Origin of the sequence: Streptomyces sp. NPDC005574, assembly GCF_040605435.1 — a bacterium.
In the GTDB taxonomy this organism is placed as follows: Bacteria; Actinomycetota; Actinomycetes; order Streptomycetales; family Streptomycetaceae; genus Streptomyces.
Window position 1 is genome coordinate 1 of sequence record NZ_JBEXCW010000136.1, and the last position, 15,587, is coordinate 15,587.

The following is a 15,587-nucleotide window of genomic DNA, read 5'->3' on the forward strand; positions in this document are numbered from 1 at the left end:
CGCATATAGGCCAGCGCCGACTCCCGCGGCTCGGACCGGTTGAACCGGTGCACGAACCGCCCGTGCACAGCATCCAGTTCACTCGCCCACACACGCACATCAGCAAGGTCCCCACCCATAACCACACCAACGACGAACCTGGCCAGCAGTCACCGTAGGCACCGTTGCAGTACTAGGTCGTACGGCTCGGGCGGGATCCATCGGCGGCGGGCCATGGCTCCACCCTAGGCCGCACCCGCGAGAGGCGGTGGGGCCTCACAAGGCCGCTGTCGGGCGGCTGCTGTCGCTCTCTATGCGCTCATTGGCTCTGGCTCCGGATGCCGGACCGCGGTTCGTACAGCGGCCTCGATGCCGAAGCGGGGCTTGCCCTCCGCCGCGGCGTGCGCGGTGACGGCGGCCTGGACCTTCCCGGCCTGCTTCCACCAGTTCTGCCAGGCTGCCTCGTACGCCTCGTACGCCTCGTACGCCTCGTACGCCTCGTACGCCTCGTTCTGCTCGGGCGTCCAGGGTGTCGCCGAGGGCCGTCCGTAGGCATCCCGCAGTTCGAGGACCCGGCCGTGCGCCTCGTCGGCAGCCCGCTGCATCTCCACCAGTTCATCGAATGTGTGTGCCACGTCGACGGATCCTACGTCGGCCGCGGCCCCGCTCGCCGTGATCCCGGCGGCGGCTCGGTTTCGCGGATGCGGACAGCGGTCGTTCCCACTCGGCAGCATGCATACCATTGCATGAACGGCATCCAGGCCAGGCTTCCAGGTCGCCCGCCAGTGGCGATGCCGCCGGGTCGCCTGGTTCCGCGAGGACGCGGAGCCGTCGGGTGCTGGGGAGGCACAGAGAAACGGGGGTGCGCCATGCATCGGCGGGCGCTACTGGGTCGCGATACGGAGCGTCGCACGCTGGCTGCCCTGGTCGAGCAGGGGGCCGCCGGTTCGGGCGGCGCGACGGTGATCACCGGCGCGCCGGGGATCGGCAAGTCGGCGCTGGTCGCGGAGGCCGCGAGCGCGGCAGCACGCGGCGGCACCCGTGTGATCACCGCTGTGGGGGTCCAGTCGGAGGAAGACCTACCCTGTGCCGGCCTGCACCAGTTGGTTCACCAACTGCGGGACGGAATCGACGACTTGCCGGGACGTCAGCGCACCGCGCTGCTCGCGGCCGTCGGGCTAGTCGACGAGGCCGTACCCGATCTGTACCTCGTCGGCTTGGCCGCGCTGACCCTGCTGACGGACGCGGCGGCGAAGGCGCCACTGCTGGTGGTTGTCGAGGACGCCCACTGGATGGACAGTGCCAGCCTCGATGTGCTCGGGTTCGTGGCGCGGCGGATCGAGTCCGACCCCCTCGTTCTGGTCGCCGTCACCCGGCGCCTCGACGACCGCCTCAGCAGTGCCGGCCTGCCTGTGCTGCACCTGGGCCCGCTGACGGACGAGGTGTCGGGTGAGGTGCTGGACGCGGTGGCCCCCGGCCTGGGACAGCAGGTCAGACGGCGGCTGTTGGAGGAGGCCGCCGGGAACCCGCTGGCGCTGACCGAGCTGCCGGTCGCGCTGCAGTCGGTCGGCGGGGCGTACGCGCTCAACCCGGGTCCGCTGCCGCTGACCGCGCGGCTGGAGCGGACGTTCACGGCACGGGTCTCCCGCCTGCCGGCCGACACCCGTGCGGTCCTGCTCCTCTCGGCCCTCAACGGTGACGGGACGATGGACGAATGCCTCGCCGCGGCGACCCGGATGCTCGGGACGGCGGTCGACGTCGGTGCTTTCGAGGCAGCGATCGACGCGGGCCTGGTGGAGGCCCAGGGGCCGGCCTTCAGGCACCCCCTCATCCGCTCGGCGATGCACCACGCCGCCACCGCCGCGGAACGCCAGGCCGCGCACGCCGCGCTGGCCGCCGCGCTCCAGGGGCAGCCCGATCGGCAGGCATGGCACCGTGCCGCCGCCACCGCCGGTCTCGACGAACGAGTGGCACGGGATCTGGACTCCACTGCCGGCAGAGCCCTGCGGCGAGGCGGTGTCGCCGCAGCACTTGCCGCGCTGAGGCGGGCGGCGGAGCTGACGAAGGACCCCTCCGCGCGGGCGGACCGGCTGCTCCGGGCGGCGGAGCTCGCACTGGAGTCGGGCCAAGGAGACGTCGCGACGCATCTGCTGACCCAGGCGCGCTCACTGGACCTTTCGGTCCGGGACCAAGGCCGCGCGGCCTGGGGCAGCATCGCTCTGGCCGAGGGGACACGGGGTGAGGGCGCCGCGACCGCCGAGCTGGCCGAGCTGGCGGTCGAGATCGCCGCCGGCGGCGAGTCGACACTGGGGCTGCGCATGCTGTGGAGCGCGGTCCTGCAGTGCTTCTGGGGAGAACCGGGCCCGGCCGCCCGCGAGCGGGTCGCCGCCGCTGCCGACCGGATGCCCGTGCCTACCGACAACGCCGACCTGGTCGCTCTGCGGGCGTACTCGGCGCCGGTCGAGCGTGGGGAAGGGGTCATGGAGGGCCTGGCGGGTCAGCTGGAGCGCTCGTCGGAGAACGCGGAGGGGGACCAGCTCCTGGGGGCCGCCGCCGTGACGGTGGGCGCTCCCACCTTGGCGAGCCGGTTGACGGCGAGGTCGCTGGACGCCCTGCGAGCACAGGGCAGGCTGTCGATGCTGGCCCGTGCCCTCTGCGTCCAGGCGGGGAGCGCCGCACGGCTGGGTGACGTGCGCGCTGGTTCCCTCGCCGCGGAGGAGGCCGCGTCGCTTGCCCGCGAGACCGGTCAGCCTCTTGTGCACGCGATGGTGAATGCCATCCGCGCGCAGCTGGCCGCCGTCAGCGGCGACCCGGCGGCAGAGGCATGGGCGGCGGAAGCCGAACGCGAGGCCCTTCCCAGCGGAGGGCGCCCGGTGCTGGCCATCATGCAGATGGCCCGCGGGCAGGCGGCACTCTGCCAGGGCCGCTACGGCGACGCGTTCGGCCACCTGCACCGCGTCTTCGACCCGGCCGACCCCGCCTTCCACTCCTGGCTGCGCTTCTACGCGGTCGCGGAGCTGGTCGAGGCGGCGGTGCGCAGCGAATCCGCAGGGGTGGCACGCGACATCGTGCGGGAGCTGACCCCGCTCGGGGAATCGACGTCTTCGCCCGCCCTGCTCTGCGGGTTGCGACTGGGCCGGGCCCTGCTGAGCCCGCAGGATGCCGCCGAGCCGCTGTACAGGGCGGCCCTTGACGCCGTCCCCACGGACTGGCCGTTCGAGGGGGCGCGGGCACGCCTCGCCCTGGGCGAGTGGCTGCGGCGTCACCGGCGGCCCGCGGAGTCCCGCGTCGCCCTGCAGGCCGCACGCGAGATCTTCGACGCCCTCGGCGCGTCGGCATGGGCGGAGCGGGCACGGCAGGAGCTGCGCGCCGCGGGCGCGTCGTCCCCGCGCCAGAATCCGGCCGCGGTCGACCGGCTGACCTCGACCGAGCTGCATGTCGCCCAGCTCGCCGCGCAGGGTCTGACGAACCGGGAGATCGGCGAGCGGTTGTACGTCTCGCCCCGGACGGTGAGCACCCATCTCCAGCGGATGTTCCCCAAACTGGGGGTCACGTCCCGCGGCGAACTCGCCGCGGTGCTCGGCGGCACGACGACGTACCCCGAAAGCGCAGCGTCATGACGTACGCGGAAGACGCAGCACCATGACGTACGTCGAAGCCGTAGTCCGACGGACGCGGTCCGACCTGCTTGATTCCTAGGTTTGTGCCATGCCCGGTGCGCACACGGCGAACGGGCGGAAAGGCACACCATGGGAACCATCACCGTCGGCACCGAGGGCTCGACCGGCATCGATCTCTACTACGAGGACCACGGGTCGGGGCAGCCGGTCGTCCTGATCCACGGTTACCCGCTGGACGGGCAGTCATGGGAGAAGCAGACCGATGCGCTGGTCAAGGCCGGCTACCGCGTCATCACCTACGACCGCCGTGGCTTCGGCCGGTCGAGCAAGACCATGACGGGCTACGACTACGACACCTTCGCCGCCGACCTGGACACCGTACTGACGCAGCTGGACCTGCGTGACGTGGTTCTCGTCGGGTTCTCGATGGGCTCGGGCGAGGTCGCCCGCTACCTCGGCGTCCACGGCTCGGAGCGGGTGGCGAAGGCGGCGTTCCTCGGTTCGCTCCAGCCGTTCCTGTTGCAGACGCCGGACAACCCCACCGGTGTGCCGCAGAGCGTCTTCGACGGCATCGCGGAGCAGGCGGAGGCCGACCGCTACGCCTGGTACGAGAGCTTCTTCGTCGACTTCTTCAACACCGACGAGACGCTCGGGTCGCGGCTCAGCGAGGCCGCGCTGCGGGCGAACTGGGCCACCGCCATCGACTCGGCGCCCATGGCGGCGTACGCATGCGTCCCGGCGTGGCTGACGGACTTCCGGGCCGACGTGGAGCGCATCGACGTGCCGTCGCTGATCCTGCACGGGACCGCCGACCGCATCCTGCCGATCGACGCCACGGCCCGCGAGTTCCGCCGCCGCCTGCCCGACGCGCGGTACGTCGAGATCGACGGCGCTCCGCACGGGCTGCTGCTCACCCACGCGGCCGAGGTCAACGCCGCCCTGCTCGACTTCCTCGCCGCCTGAGAGCCGGCGCCTGTCACGAAAGGAACGCACTCCTGTGCCGGTTGTCAACAACCCTCTGCCTGAGCACGACCGCGAGACCGCGGGTGCGGCGCTGCAGGCGACCCTGGCCGACCTTCTCGACCTGTCCCTGGTGGCCAAGCAGGCCCACTGGAATGTGTACGGCCCGCGCTTCCGCTCGGTTCACGTCCAGCTCGACGAGGCCGCCACCGTCGCCCGGAACCACGCCGACACGGTGGCCGAGCGCGCGGCCGCCCTGGGCGTCAGTCCGGACGGACGGGCCGGGACCGTTGCGGGAGCCAGTGGCGTGCCCGCCCTTCCGCCGGGCTGGATCAAGGACAGTGACGCCGTCGAGGCCTTGGTGTATGCGCTCTCTGCCGTGACCGAAAGGCTGCGTGAGCGCATCGTCGCGATGGGCCCGGTGGACGTCGTCACCGAGGATCTCCTCGTCGGCCTGACGGCCGATCTCGAGAAGCAGAGCTGGATGTTCCAGGCGGAGAACCGGGCCTGATCAGGGGGCCAGAGCCTCACAGTTGGCGTCAGAAGTGGAGAAGAGCATGGGTGTCGAGGGAACGAGCACAGACCGATTCGAACCGGTACGAGCGGTGCTGGGGGCGCACCTCGAAGCCGGCGAGGAGTTGGGGGCGTCGATCGCCGTCGATGTGGACGGGGTCATGGAAGTCGATCTGTGGGGTGGCCACGCGGACGAAGCACGGACCGTTCCGTGGCACCGGGACACCTTGGTGAGTATGTGGTCGACCACGAAAACCCTCACCAATCTCGCGGCTCTCATCCTCGTCGACCGGGGCGCGCTGGATCTGCACCGCCCGGTCGCGCACTACTGGCCCGAGTTCGCCGCCCAGGGAAAGGAGCACATCGAGGTGCGTCACGTCCTGGCTCACACCTCGGGACTCTCCGGCTGGGAGCAGCCCTTCTGCATGGAGGATCTCTACGATCGGCCTACCGCGAGTGCCCGACTGGCCGCGCAGGCACCCTGGTGGGAGCCGGGCTCCGCTTCGGGCTACCACGTGCAGACCCAAGGGCAACTGGTGGGAGAGCTTGTCCGGCGGGCCAGTGGTCGTACCCTGACGGAGTTCGTCGCCACCGAGATCGCCGAACCGACGCACGCTGATGTCCAGATCGGCGCGCGACGGGCCGACTGGCCGCGTATCGCCGATCTGGTGGCCCCCTCGCAGCTAGGCGGTATACCCACGGGTCTTGATCCCGAGGGGATCTTCACCAGGACGCTGCTCGGAAGCCCCGCACGTGACGAGCACGTCGACACCCCGCAGTGGCGCTCCGCCGAACTCGGAGCCGTCAACGGACACGGCAACGCACGTGGCCTGGCCCGAGCGCTCTCCGTCATCTCGCGGCGCGGCCAGGTCAACGGCCGCCGGCTCCTCTCCGAGGAGACGGTGGACAAGGTGTTCGACGTACAGGCCGACGGAGTCGACCTGTTCCTGGGCGTTCCCGTCCGCTGGGGCATGGGCTACGCACTCGCCGATCCGAGGACGATGCCGCACATGCCCACCGGGAGGATCTGCTTCTGGGTCGGTCGGGGCGGTTCGATCGTCATGATGGACCTCGACCGGCGCGTCACGTTCTCGTACACGATGAACCGGGTGGGCGACGGGATCCTCGGCTCGGAGCGCACGCACAGCTACCTCAGGCATGTCTACGAAGTCCTGGAGCGTACCGGCTGAGGTGTAGCCGTAGGCTCCGCGCGCGGAGCTGTGGCACACCGTCGAACGTGCCGTCAACCGTCTCAAGAACATTCGCGCCGTCGCCACCGCTCCGAGAAACGGCTCTATATCTACCTCGACACCGTCGCACTCGCAGCACTCGTGATCTGGCACCGCACAGGGACCATGTTCCGGGAAAACAATGCCCAGGAACGCGAGTGAGCGGCCGTCATCCGGCTGGAGGGGAGCTCGCCTCCCTCATCCGGGTTGCAGCTTCCGTACCCACGGTGCGACGCGGCAATCGTCACGAAGATTGAGGGCTACTGCAGCATCTCGGCCATAGGTTCGATCACGTCGGGAAGCCGCTGCCCGCGGCACGTCGCACCGCCATCCATGTCCGCGAACGAGCAGTCCGCCGGCGGATGAACCGGTCCGGTCGCCCCCTCCGTAGGACAGGACGACGGCGGCCTCCTCGCGCGGTGGACCTCAGGATCACCCTCGGGCCGCAGCCCGGCAGCCGCTCTCCGGGCCGCTGTCGGCTGCCGCCCACCAGCGCTCCGATCCGTCTGCCCACGTGGCGCAGACGGAGGCACGTCAACCAGGTACCGGCGAAGCGACCCGGGCCCCGTTCCTCGACGTACCCAGCTGCATCACCTTTCGGTCCGTCGAGCACCATCCATCGAACAAGAGGGATCACACATGCACCACACCCGCCTCGTCCGTCCGGGCAGCAGATCCGCGCTGCTCGGTGTCACCGCCGCCGTCGGACTGTCCGTCGCCGCCGTCACCCTGCCCGCTGCCGCCGACGCTACGCCCCACCACCCCGTACGTCCGACGATCGTGCTGGAACACGGAGCGTTCGCCGACGCCGCGAGCTGGGACGGTGTCGTCGCCCGGCTGCAGCGTGCGGGCTACCCGGTGGTGTCCGCCGCCAACCCGCTGCGTGGTCCGGCGACCGATGCCGCTTACCTGCGCAGCGTCCTCGACCACATCGACGGGCCCGTGGTCTTGGTCGGTCACTCCTACGGCGGCACAGTCATCAGCCAGGCCGCCGCGGGCCTCGAGGGCAAAGTGAAGGCACTGGTCTACATCGCGGCGTTCCTGCCGGACGAGGGCGAGAGCTCGATCGGACTGACGGACAAGTTCCCCGGCAGCACCCTCGGCCAAGCCGTCGAGTCCGTCAACTACGTCCTGCCCGACGGTGATCAGGGCGCGGACGTGTACATCAAGCCAGAGAAGTTCCGCAGCCAGTTCGCCGCAGACGTGCCGAAAGACAAGGCCATGCTCATGGCTGCAGGGCAGCGTCCGATCGCTGCCGCCGCTCTGGAGGAGAAGTCCACCCAGGCCGCCCGGAAGACGATCCCCTCCTGGTCGCTGGTTACCACGGAGGACCGCAACATCCCAGTAGCTGCCCAGCGCTTCATGTCAGCCCGCGCCAATGCCCACACGACGACCATCGACGCGTCACACGCGGTATCCGTATCCCGCCCCGAGGCCGTCACCCGCATCGTCGAGCAGGCGGCCCGCACGGTCCGATGACCGAGGGCCCCGCCCTGTCGCTCATCGCACAAAGCTTTGATCTCTCGGAGAACCCGTGCCCCTCTCCCTACGAGAGGTCGCTGTCGGAGATCGCGTTTCGGGAGGATCCGGAGCGGGCCACCGTTTCGATCGTCACGGAAGCTCAGGTCCTGAGGATCAAGGGAGGGCGGGAAGCTCTCGACCTCCTCGCCGACAACCTTGAGGGCTTCGCCTCCGAGGCGGGTGCAAGCGCACATTGCCACGTCGACTATCCGACATACGACTACGTCGCGCCAGAGTCGGACCCGCTGGTGATCGCAGTCATGAAGTGAGCGACGAGGCTTGGGCCGCACCACAGTTGGGCCTGTGGGCCTCAGTGGCTGTAGTCGTTCCGAACTTGAGGAGTGCTGGTCGAACGGGAGTCACCTGAACTCCCGACCCGACCGGTCTTCCCCCGCCGTCGTGACCTCCGCGTCCATCACATCGAGCGGCAGCATGACCGCGCACACCGGGTGGACGTCACGTCGCCGAGGTGCCTGGCCACACGGCGAGACCAGAGCAGCCACAGGCACGACGCCTGGCGTACCGCCACCACCGGCGTCCTCGCAGTAGTGCGCAGCTTGTCACCCGAGTGGCTTTATCGACGTCACGCGACAGCAGCTGTCGACGATCTCCGGAGGCACCCGCCGGGCCCGGATCTCGATGTCGACGAGAACGGGAGGCACCCGCCGGCACTCGGCAACGGCGGGACGACTGCCGCCACCTGCGCCCGTAACCAGCGCCTTTGCCCCCGGCCCCGGACGTGCGGCACACGGCGCCTTGCCGGTTGGCACCGAGCTGCTGTCCGAAGCCGTCGATATTCGAGGCGGGCAATGCCTCCCGAACTGCCCGAGAAGCGCTGTTCCTCGTCATCGACAGAGCCACCCGAGCGGTGGGAGGCGAGGACGTCCGCAATGGCCAACCGGCGGCGACTGTGAAAATCGCTGTCCGGTCACCGGAGCACGGTGATAGACATCCGGCGTGGAAAAGAATCTTGAGTTCCCCGACCTGTTGCGACTGATCGATGAACGGTCGACCGCCTTCCGCGCCGTGGTCGCCGCCGCGCCCGGTCTCGACGCACAGGTGCCGACCTGCCCTGGGTGGACGCTGTTCGATCTGGTGAAGCACCTGGGTGGGGGAGACCGTTTCTGGGCCGCCATCGTCGGCGCGGGGCCCGCCGACGCGCCCCCGGCAGAGGCCGTCGCCGCGCGCGCCGCTCTGGAAGTGCCGCAGGAGCGTGAGGCCCTGCTGGCCTGGCTGGACTCGTCGACGCAGCTTCTGCTGGGCGCCCTGCGCGCGGCGGGACCGGAGAGCGGTTGCTGGACGTGGTGGCCCGCGTCGCAGTCACCGCAGACCGCCGGCGGCACCGCCCGGCACCGGGTCCAGGAGACCGCGGTGCATACCTACGACGCCCAGCTCGCCGGGGGCGCCCCGCAGCCGCTGCCGGTCGAGCTGGCACTCGACGGTGTGGAGGAGTTCCTGTTCACCGTCTGCGCAACGCCGAGTGCCTGGCCGCACAAACCCACGGCCTTCGACTTCCACGCCGCCGAGGGCCGCTCCTGGCGCCTCACCGTCGACGGCGACGGCGCACGCACCACCCGCATCCCCGCGCCCACCGCCGCGACCGGCGAGGACTCGGACGCAGCCGGCGCCTCCGTCCACGGCACGGCCAGTGAGCTGGTCCTCTACCTGTACGACCGGATCCAGGCCGACTCCTTGCACGTTGACGGAGACGCAGGGCTGCTCGACCTGCTCCGCGCCTGGGAGCCGGAGGAGAAGTAGGACGTAGCGGGGGCGGTTGTGCCGCGCCTCGAGCCGGTAAGCAGCTGTTGTCGTTCCGATCTTGAGGGGTGGGTGTCGAACGGGAGTCTCGATCGGGTGATCGTGGCTGGTCGCGGGTATGAAGGCAGACACCTCACGATGCCAACGAGTCAAGCCGCGGCGGCGAGTTCGGCGGGGAACGCGGTGTGTTCGTCGAACAGCTTGCGGTGCCGGAGGCAGTGGTAGAGCTGGCCGATCATGCGGTTGAAGAGGTTGCGCTGGGCGGCGGCGTGCCAGTCTCCGTGCTCGCGTCGTCGTCGGTAGTGGGCGTTGGCTCCGGTGGATGGTCGGAGTGAGGCGAAGGCCCAGAGGTAGCCGGCGTGGTTGAGTCGGTCGTTCTTTACCCACCGCCGTGTGATGGTCGACTTCTTGCCGGAGGCCCTGGTGATGGGCGAGGAGCCGGCGTATGCCTTCAGGCCGCGTGCGTCGGCGAAGCGGGTCTGGTCGTCCCCGATCTCAGCCAGGATCCGGGCGGCGAGCTGGATGCCGAGCCCGGGGAAGCTCAGCAGGATTTCTGCGTCCGGGTGCTGAGGGAACGCCTCTTCCACCGCATCGGCGAGCTGGTCGGCGGCGGTGCAGGCGGCTTCCAGCTGGATAAGGAGGGCGAGCAACTGCTTGCCGAGCGCCTCTTCGACCAGCGGTGGCTGGTGGGCCCACGCGGCGCGGAAGACGTCGCGGACGCGGTCAGCCTCAACCTCGATGCCGCGCTTGCGGCCTGCTCGTTTAAAAGCTGCTTGGAGCTGGGTGCGGGTCAGCCGCGCGGCCTGAGAGGGAGTCGGTGCGGCCTTGAGGAGTTCGCGGGCCTCGGGTCGGCACAGGCCGTTGGTCCAGGTGGCGAAGGCTTCCAAGGCGGCGGGGTAGTACTCGCGCAGCAGGGAGCGGAGTTGGTTGGCGAGCTGCTGCCGGTTCCACAGAGAATCCTGCTGAGCTCGGGCCAGGACGGCGATCGCGCGGCCGAGGTCGCTGTCCTGCGGCAGCGGCCGGTGGACGTGCATGTCGGTGCGCAAGATGTTCGCCAACACGAGTGCGTCGCCGGGGTCGGACTTCTTGCGCGAGACCGAGTGCCGGTCACGGTAGCGGGCGGCGGCCAGCGGGTTGATCGCGAACACCTTCCGCCTGCCCGTCCGCAGGACGGCGACCAGAAGGCCGCGGGACGTCTCGATCGCCACCGGGATCGGGGCCTCTTCAGTGTCGCCGTGCTCAGCGAGCAACTCCAAGAGCAGCTGGTAGCCGACCGCATCGTCGGTGATGTGCCGCTTGGCCACCAACGCTCCGGCGTCGTCGACCAGGGCGACGTCGTGCGTCTTCTCCGCCCAGTCAATTCCGCAGTAGATCAAGGCAGTTCCCTCCCAACATGCAGTGTTTGTGCTGGTCACGAGCACATGCGGGCCACGCGTGCGACCTAATCCCAGGCATCAACCGCCGCGCGGAGGTGCCTCCACCTCACTAGCCGTTCGTGGCACCAGCGCATCTCACGGGCCTCGGTCTGCGCGGGAGCTCCAACGGCTCGGGCGTATTGAGAGGTCACCATGAAACGGGCTCGCACCACCAACACCAACGAGTGATCAAGACGACAGGTGTTGACACTCGACGGCCCTGGACGCTGCCGATCTGTGGAAAGGCGTCGAAGCCTGGTCTTGAGAAGGCATCCGCCCAAGGGCCGACGGGCGCCAGCACCCATCCGTGGTGGCGGTACCGCCGTGCCGCACGTCGCCGCTCTGCCTTGAGGCATTGCACGCCCGGGCCTCTTAAGGCATCCGTTCGGCGCCCGCGAGACCGCCACCACCACAATCACCAGAACCACGCACCGCCCTATAGCGAGGCGATCACCACCGGGCTGAGCCAAGGTGCCACGGTCCCGTACTCGAACATCCCGACCGAGCACCAGCCCCTTCGGAACGTCCTTAAGAACGGATTAGGGCCTCTTGGTAGCTCGGGGTTGCGAAGCCAACCGAGATCCAGGAGACCCTGTTGCCGCAGTTGTACGTGATCGTGCCGGTGGAGTTCAACTCGGCTGCACCGACGTGTGATTGTGCCGCTCACCGGTTCGGGAATGCGGCCGATCACCCGGAGCGTGTTCGGCGGTATCCGTCGGACATGACGGACGCGGAGTGGTCGGCGGTCCGGCCGCTGCTGCCGGTGCCGGGCTGGATGCGGGGCCGGGGCGGGCAGCCGGAGGCGTACTGCCACCGGGCCATGTTGGACGCGATCCGCTATCTCGTGGACAACGGGATCAAGTGGCGGGCGATGCCCGGCGACTTCCCGCCGTGGGACCGGGCCTACGCGTTCTTCCGCCGCTGGCGCGACCACGCGCTGGTCAAGGAGTTCCACGACCGGCTGCGCGACCGGGTCCGCGAGAGAGCAGGGCGGGATGCGGAGCCGAGCGCGGGTGTGATCGACTCGCAGTCGGTCAAGGCGGACGCGGTCGTCGGCACTGACAGCCGCGGCTTCGACGGCGGGAAACTGATCAACGGGCGCAAACGGCACGTCGTGGTCGACACCCTGGGTCTGCTGCTGGGCGTGATGGTCACGAGCGCGGGCATCGGTGACCGAGCCGCCGCGAAGGCGCTACTCGAGCGGGTGGCCGACGCGCACCACCGGCTGGAACTCGTCTGGGCCGACGGCGGCTACACCGGCAGCCTCGCCGAGCACTGCCTGGCCGCGTTCGCGCTGGTCCTAGCGATCGTCAAGCGCAGCGACGACACGCGTGGGTTCGTGGTGCTGCCCAAACGGTGGATCGTCGAGCGGCTTTTCGCCCACCTGATGCGAAGTCGCCGCCTGGTGCGCGACTTCGAACGCCGCACCACCACCGCCGAGGCGATGATCTACTGGTCGATGACCATGGTCATGACCCGCCGTCTGACCCGCTCACGCCCCGCGCGAGCGTGAACCGGCCCGGCGCCGGCTCGGCCAGCCAGCCCCGCGCGACCAGGCGTTTCGCCTTCGACCGCAGAGCCTCCACCTTGGCCGGCACCACATCCACGCCGAACAGGACGGTCATCTCCTGGCAGGTCAGCGGGCCCTGGCCGAGACGGACCCGGTCCGCGAGCGCGGCCAGGATGCGCTGATAGTCCGCCGACAGTGCCGTCCGAACCAGCCCCTCTCGCCACACCGGAACCTGCGACTTCGCCTTCGCCGCCACGGGCGGCGACGCCTGCACCCCGGCTTCCGCCCCGGCACTGCCCGGTCGCCCGGCGGCCGCCGCGTCGGCTGAATCGCCGCCCGGCGCGGACAGCACCGCGCCCACACGCTCGCGGGCAATCGTCCACTCCAGCCACTCCTGCTCGGCCGCCGTGAGCTCGGCCTGGATGCGGTCGGCTTCCTCGCGCAGCCCGTCCACACGACGACGGGCGGCAAGCTCGTGCTGTTCCAGCAGTCCGACAAACGACGGCATCCGCGACCTCCACGAGAGCGACGAAACGACGATCCATCACTCCCACACAAGCGCCACCCCTACCCCTGACCAGCGGAAACGCAGTCACCAGACTCGGAAAGACAACAGCCTCTCAGTCGCTTCAGTCGCTTTGGTCGCTGTGTTGTCGCCTTGGCGGGCGGTGCCTGTTGACGATCTGATGCGGAGCCTCTGTGGCCCGTCGTTGGCTTGGCGGAAAGAAAGGGAGTGGTGCATCTCGTCAACACAGCGAGGTATTCACGGAGGTAGTCGCTGGTGCATACTCGGGGTATGGCTGATACCACCGTGAAGATCGACACCGAGACTCGGGACCGGTTCGCCGCAATCGCCGCCGCCCGCAACACGAGCGTGCGGGCCCTGCTCGCAGAGCTGGCCGTGGAGCAGGAGAATCAGCTAAAGCTGGGTGTGGCGACGGCTGCGTTCCGTGAGGCCGTGTCGCAGCCGGGTATTGCCGAGGCGTTCGACCGTGACTTCGGCGGGCTGCCGCAGTCCGCGCGTACCGCTCACCGGGCGGCCTGACCTTGGACCTGCACATTGATATCCGCTGGCTCCTGGACCGGCAGGAGGAGCTGCTCGGCAAGGAGCTGGGCGTCCTGGACTACTCCGCACTCGTTGCCGCCGTGGCGCGGCACCGGGTGAACACCCCGCAGCTTGCGGAGGGCTCCCCGGACGCCTACTGGCGGGCGGCCGCGCTCATGGAGCAGATCGTGCTGCTGCGGCCGCTGCCGGCCCGCAACGAATTCTTCGCGTACGGCGTCGCCGTCGCCTACCTCCGGGCGTCCGGGGAGAGCGTGGACACCGCCGCGTACGAACCGTGGCGTGACCTGGTCGAGGACATCCGTGCGCTGCGCCTGACCGTGTACGACATCGCCGACCGGCTGCGCTCCCTAAGGCCGCCCGCCTGAGCACTGGCTAAGGTCGCCCCCTTCCCGCTCCCGAGACGAGCGGCGTCGACGGCGGTCGCGACCGCGTGGCGCTGGGCACCGCGGTCGACCTGCCGGTCTGACACCCAGTACAGCTGCCGTGCCGAACTCGCCTCCAAGGCGCCCATCGCGGCGTTGACGTCCACAACCGCCGTGGGAGAGTTCCAGGCGGAAGCGGAACGGATTTTGGCCGAACTCGGTGTGGCCGAGGCGCTGTCGGAGCGCCGGAGGATTGCTCGGGTGGAGCTGGTCGAGGCCCTTGCTGCTGACAACGGTTTTGACCCGGCGGCCGCGCTGTCCGTACGACGCGGCGGCACTACGCGCCCGGCAGCTTTGGTCGATGCCAACTAAGGGCTGGTCGGGCGGAGCGTCCTGCAGGTACCAGCCGTGGGCGGCCATGCACTCCTTCGTCCAATCCATTATCGGGTGAGGCCCGGCCGGTCTTCATGAAGCTTCCGATGCCATTGAGTGCCAGCATTCCCACAGCGACCAGTTGCCGCACCGCGGCCGCAGCTCCTTTTCGCTCGCGACCACATCCTTCAAACCAAACCCCCAGTCCAACTGGGGATTTGGGCAAGGCTTGTTCATGCTCCGGTAAGGGATGGTGTCGGTAACCGGAAGTTCACCGTTCATGTCTACCCGCATAGACGCGGCTGGTGGTGTCATTTCGTCAGACGCCCGGCACTTCGTCTCCGGGCCAACAGCGGGAGACCCCCACATGCGACCTCTGCGCCGCGTCACCGCCACCACCACCGCTCTCGGCATGGCTGCCGCGGGCCTGATCATCGCTGCGACCGGTACGGCTCACGCCTCCGCCTGTTCCCAGTCCTACCTGCCGCTGCCCGACGCCTCCTGTACGCCCGGTTCGTACAACCCCGACGTCACCCAGTCGACTATCGGCGGCACCATCTGCGTGTCCGGCTGGACCGGCACCGTCCGGCCCTCCACGTCCTACACCAACCCTCTCAAGGCGCAGGGCATCATCGACTACGGCTACTCCGACACCAACATGTCGGACTACGAGGAGGACCACCTCGTTCCGCTGGAGCTCGGCGGCGCGCCCCGCGACCCCGGCAACCTGTGGCCCGAACCGCACTACGGCACCAAGACCGCCTACACCAAGGACGGCACCGAGACCAAGCTGAAGAACGCCGTCTGCAACGGCACCATCACACTCTCCGCCGCCCGCAGCGCCATCAAAAACAACTGGACCACCGCACTCCAGGTCACCGGCATCGGCTGACACCAGTGAGGTCATAGACCCCCGATCTCAAGGGATAGTCCTCGGTATTGGCGGGGAGGCAGCGATCGCCCTCAACGTCTTTCAGTACCTCGCCCTTCACGGCTGGGCCAAGGACCTGGAGCGCTACCTCACGCTCATGGACACGCTCCTTGCCCAGCCCACCGCGTGAACGCTCAGTCGCACACGATCGTCGAGACGGTCTCTGGCTTTGTCCATGAGAACGGGTTCTGGCTCAGGTTCTGTGGACCTGCCACGCTGAGTCACTGATCGGCGCGTGGGGGCGTTCCAATGAGAACTCGGCGGTGAGCTGGAGCTCCCAGCTACCCGTAACGGGCGCTTCAGGGGGTGCGGTCATCCCAGAAGGCTGCGCGGTCAGCGCCGGCCGCCGCC

Annotated in this window: 15 protein-coding genes and 1 pseudogene; 12 read left to right on the plus strand and 4 right to left on the minus strand. The window is 69.3% G+C overall.

Features of this window, described 5'->3' with window-relative positions:
- Positions 1-119, minus strand: a pseudogene (locus ABZT03_RS39870) (IS701 family transposase); the annotation flags it as partial.
- A 171-nt stretch (positions 120-290) separates the two neighbouring features.
- Complete coding sequence (locus ABZT03_RS39875; RefSeq protein WP_356048533.1) at positions 291-614, minus strand: hypothetical protein; 324 nt, start codon at positions 612-614, stop codon at positions 291-293.
- A 234-nt stretch (positions 615-848) separates the two neighbouring features.
- Here ABZT03_RS39875 and ABZT03_RS39880 point away from each other — a divergent pair, with 234 nt between their 5' ends.
- The 7 genes from ABZT03_RS39880 to ABZT03_RS39910 all read left to right on the plus strand — a co-directional run bounded on the left by ABZT03_RS39880 (position 849) and on the right by ABZT03_RS39910 (position 9,580).
- Positions 849-3,599 carry an AAA family ATPase gene (locus ABZT03_RS39880; RefSeq protein ID WP_356048535.1) on the plus strand — a complete coding sequence of 917 codons (2,751 nt, stop codon included), beginning with the start codon at positions 849-851 and terminating at the stop codon, positions 3,597-3,599.
- A gap of 129 nt (positions 3,600-3,728) precedes the next feature.
- Positions 3,729-4,562: an alpha/beta hydrolase gene (locus ABZT03_RS39885; protein WP_057606772.1), complete on the plus strand. Its 834-nt coding sequence runs from the start codon at positions 3,729-3,731 to the stop codon at positions 4,560-4,562.
- A gap of 34 nt (positions 4,563-4,596) precedes the next feature.
- Entirely contained in the window at positions 4,597-5,070 is a 474-nt protein-coding gene (locus tag ABZT03_RS39890) for a DNA starvation/stationary phase protection protein (protein ID WP_356048537.1), read from the plus strand.
- A 46-nt stretch (positions 5,071-5,116) separates the two neighbouring features.
- Positions 5,117-6,262, plus strand: a complete 1,146-nt coding sequence (locus ABZT03_RS39895; protein WP_356048538.1) for a serine hydrolase domain-containing protein — start codon at positions 5,117-5,119, stop codon at positions 6,260-6,262.
- Positions 6,263-6,940: 678 nt separating this feature from the next.
- A complete protein-coding gene (locus ABZT03_RS39900) occupies positions 6,941-7,780 on the plus strand; it encodes an alpha/beta hydrolase (RefSeq protein ID WP_356048540.1) in 840 nt (279 codons plus the stop codon).
- Positions 7,777-8,091, plus strand: coding sequence for a hypothetical protein (locus ABZT03_RS39905; protein ID WP_356048541.1), 315 nt, complete (start codon positions 7,777-7,779; stop codon positions 8,089-8,091). The genes ABZT03_RS39900 and ABZT03_RS39905 overlap by 4 nt, the downstream gene beginning before the upstream one ends.
- A 688-nt stretch (positions 8,092-8,779) precedes the next feature.
- Positions 8,780-9,580: a maleylpyruvate isomerase family mycothiol-dependent enzyme gene (locus tag ABZT03_RS39910; protein ID WP_356048543.1), complete on the plus strand. Its 801-nt coding sequence runs from the start codon at positions 8,780-8,782 to the stop codon at positions 9,578-9,580.
- A gap of 149 nt (positions 9,581-9,729) precedes the next feature.
- On the opposite strand, the gene ABZT03_RS39915 is transcribed toward ABZT03_RS39910, so the two are convergent.
- Positions 9,730-10,956, minus strand: a complete 1,227-nt coding sequence (locus ABZT03_RS39915) for an IS110 family transposase (protein ID WP_356048545.1) — start codon at positions 10,954-10,956, stop codon at positions 9,730-9,732.
- A gap of 760 nt (positions 10,957-11,716) precedes the next feature.
- Between ABZT03_RS39915 and ABZT03_RS39920 the strand changes: the two genes are divergently transcribed.
- Positions 11,717-12,508 carry an IS5 family transposase gene (locus tag ABZT03_RS39920; RefSeq protein ID WP_356048547.1) on the plus strand — a complete coding sequence of 264 codons (792 nt, stop codon included), beginning with the start codon at positions 11,717-11,719 and terminating at the stop codon, positions 12,506-12,508.
- On the opposite strand, the gene ABZT03_RS39925 is transcribed toward ABZT03_RS39920, so the two are convergent.
- Entirely contained in the window at positions 12,465-13,013 is a 549-nt protein-coding gene (locus ABZT03_RS39925) for a hypothetical protein (RefSeq protein WP_356048549.1), read from the minus strand. The genes ABZT03_RS39920 and ABZT03_RS39925 overlap by 44 nt on opposite strands.
- A 288-nt stretch (positions 13,014-13,301) precedes the next feature.
- On the opposite strand from ABZT03_RS39925, the gene ABZT03_RS39930 reads away from it, so the two are divergent.
- The 4 genes from ABZT03_RS39930 (at position 13,302) to ABZT03_RS39945 (ending at position 15,197) form a co-directional block, all read left to right on the plus strand.
- Positions 13,302-13,550: an antitoxin MazE7 gene (locus ABZT03_RS39930; RefSeq protein ID WP_356048551.1), complete on the plus strand. Its 249-nt coding sequence runs from the start codon at positions 13,302-13,304 to the stop codon at positions 13,548-13,550.
- Between the two features lie 2 nt (positions 13,551-13,552).
- On the plus strand, positions 13,553-13,936 hold the full coding sequence (locus ABZT03_RS39935; protein ID WP_356048553.1) for a toxin Doc: 384 nt from the start codon (positions 13,553-13,555) through the stop codon (positions 13,934-13,936).
- 171 nt (positions 13,937-14,107) lie between these two features.
- Positions 14,108-14,305 (plus strand): hypothetical protein, encoded by a 198-nt coding sequence (locus tag ABZT03_RS39940; RefSeq protein ID WP_356048555.1) that lies wholly within the window; start codon positions 14,108-14,110, stop codon positions 14,303-14,305.
- Between the two features lie 367 nt (positions 14,306-14,672).
- Positions 14,673-15,197 carry a hypothetical protein gene (locus tag ABZT03_RS39945; RefSeq protein WP_356048556.1) on the plus strand — a complete coding sequence of 175 codons (525 nt, stop codon included), beginning with the start codon at positions 14,673-14,675 and terminating at the stop codon, positions 15,195-15,197.
- The last annotated feature ends 390 nt before the right edge of the window (positions 15,198-15,587 follow it).

Coding starts and splice junctions, on each gene's coding strand:
- ABZT03_RS39880 (WP_356048535.1), top strand. CDS start 849: ATGCATCGGCGGGCGCTACTGGGTCGCGATACGGAGCGTCGCACGCTG.
- ABZT03_RS39885 (WP_057606772.1), top strand. CDS start 3,729: ATGGGAACCATCACCGTCGGCACCGAGGGCTCGACCGGCATCGATCTC.
- ABZT03_RS39895 (WP_356048538.1), top strand. CDS start 5,117: ATGGGTGTCGAGGGAACGAGCACAGACCGATTCGAACCGGTACGAGCG.
- ABZT03_RS39900 (WP_356048540.1), top strand. CDS start 6,941: ATGCACCACACCCGCCTCGTCCGTCCGGGCAGCAGATCCGCGCTGCTC.
- ABZT03_RS39905 (WP_356048541.1), top strand. CDS start 7,777: ATGACCGAGGGCCCCGCCCTGTCGCTCATCGCACAAAGCTTTGATCTC.
- ABZT03_RS39920 (WP_356048547.1), top strand. CDS start 11,717: ATGACGGACGCGGAGTGGTCGGCGGTCCGGCCGCTGCTGCCGGTGCCG.
- ABZT03_RS39925 (WP_356048549.1), bottom strand. CDS start 13,013: ATGCCGTCGTTTGTCGGACTGCTGGAACAGCACGAGCTTGCCGCCCGT.
- ABZT03_RS39930 (WP_356048551.1), top strand. CDS start 13,302: ATGGCTGATACCACCGTGAAGATCGACACCGAGACTCGGGACCGGTTC.
- ABZT03_RS39945 (WP_356048556.1), top strand. CDS start 14,673: ATGCGACCTCTGCGCCGCGTCACCGCCACCACCACCGCTCTCGGCATG.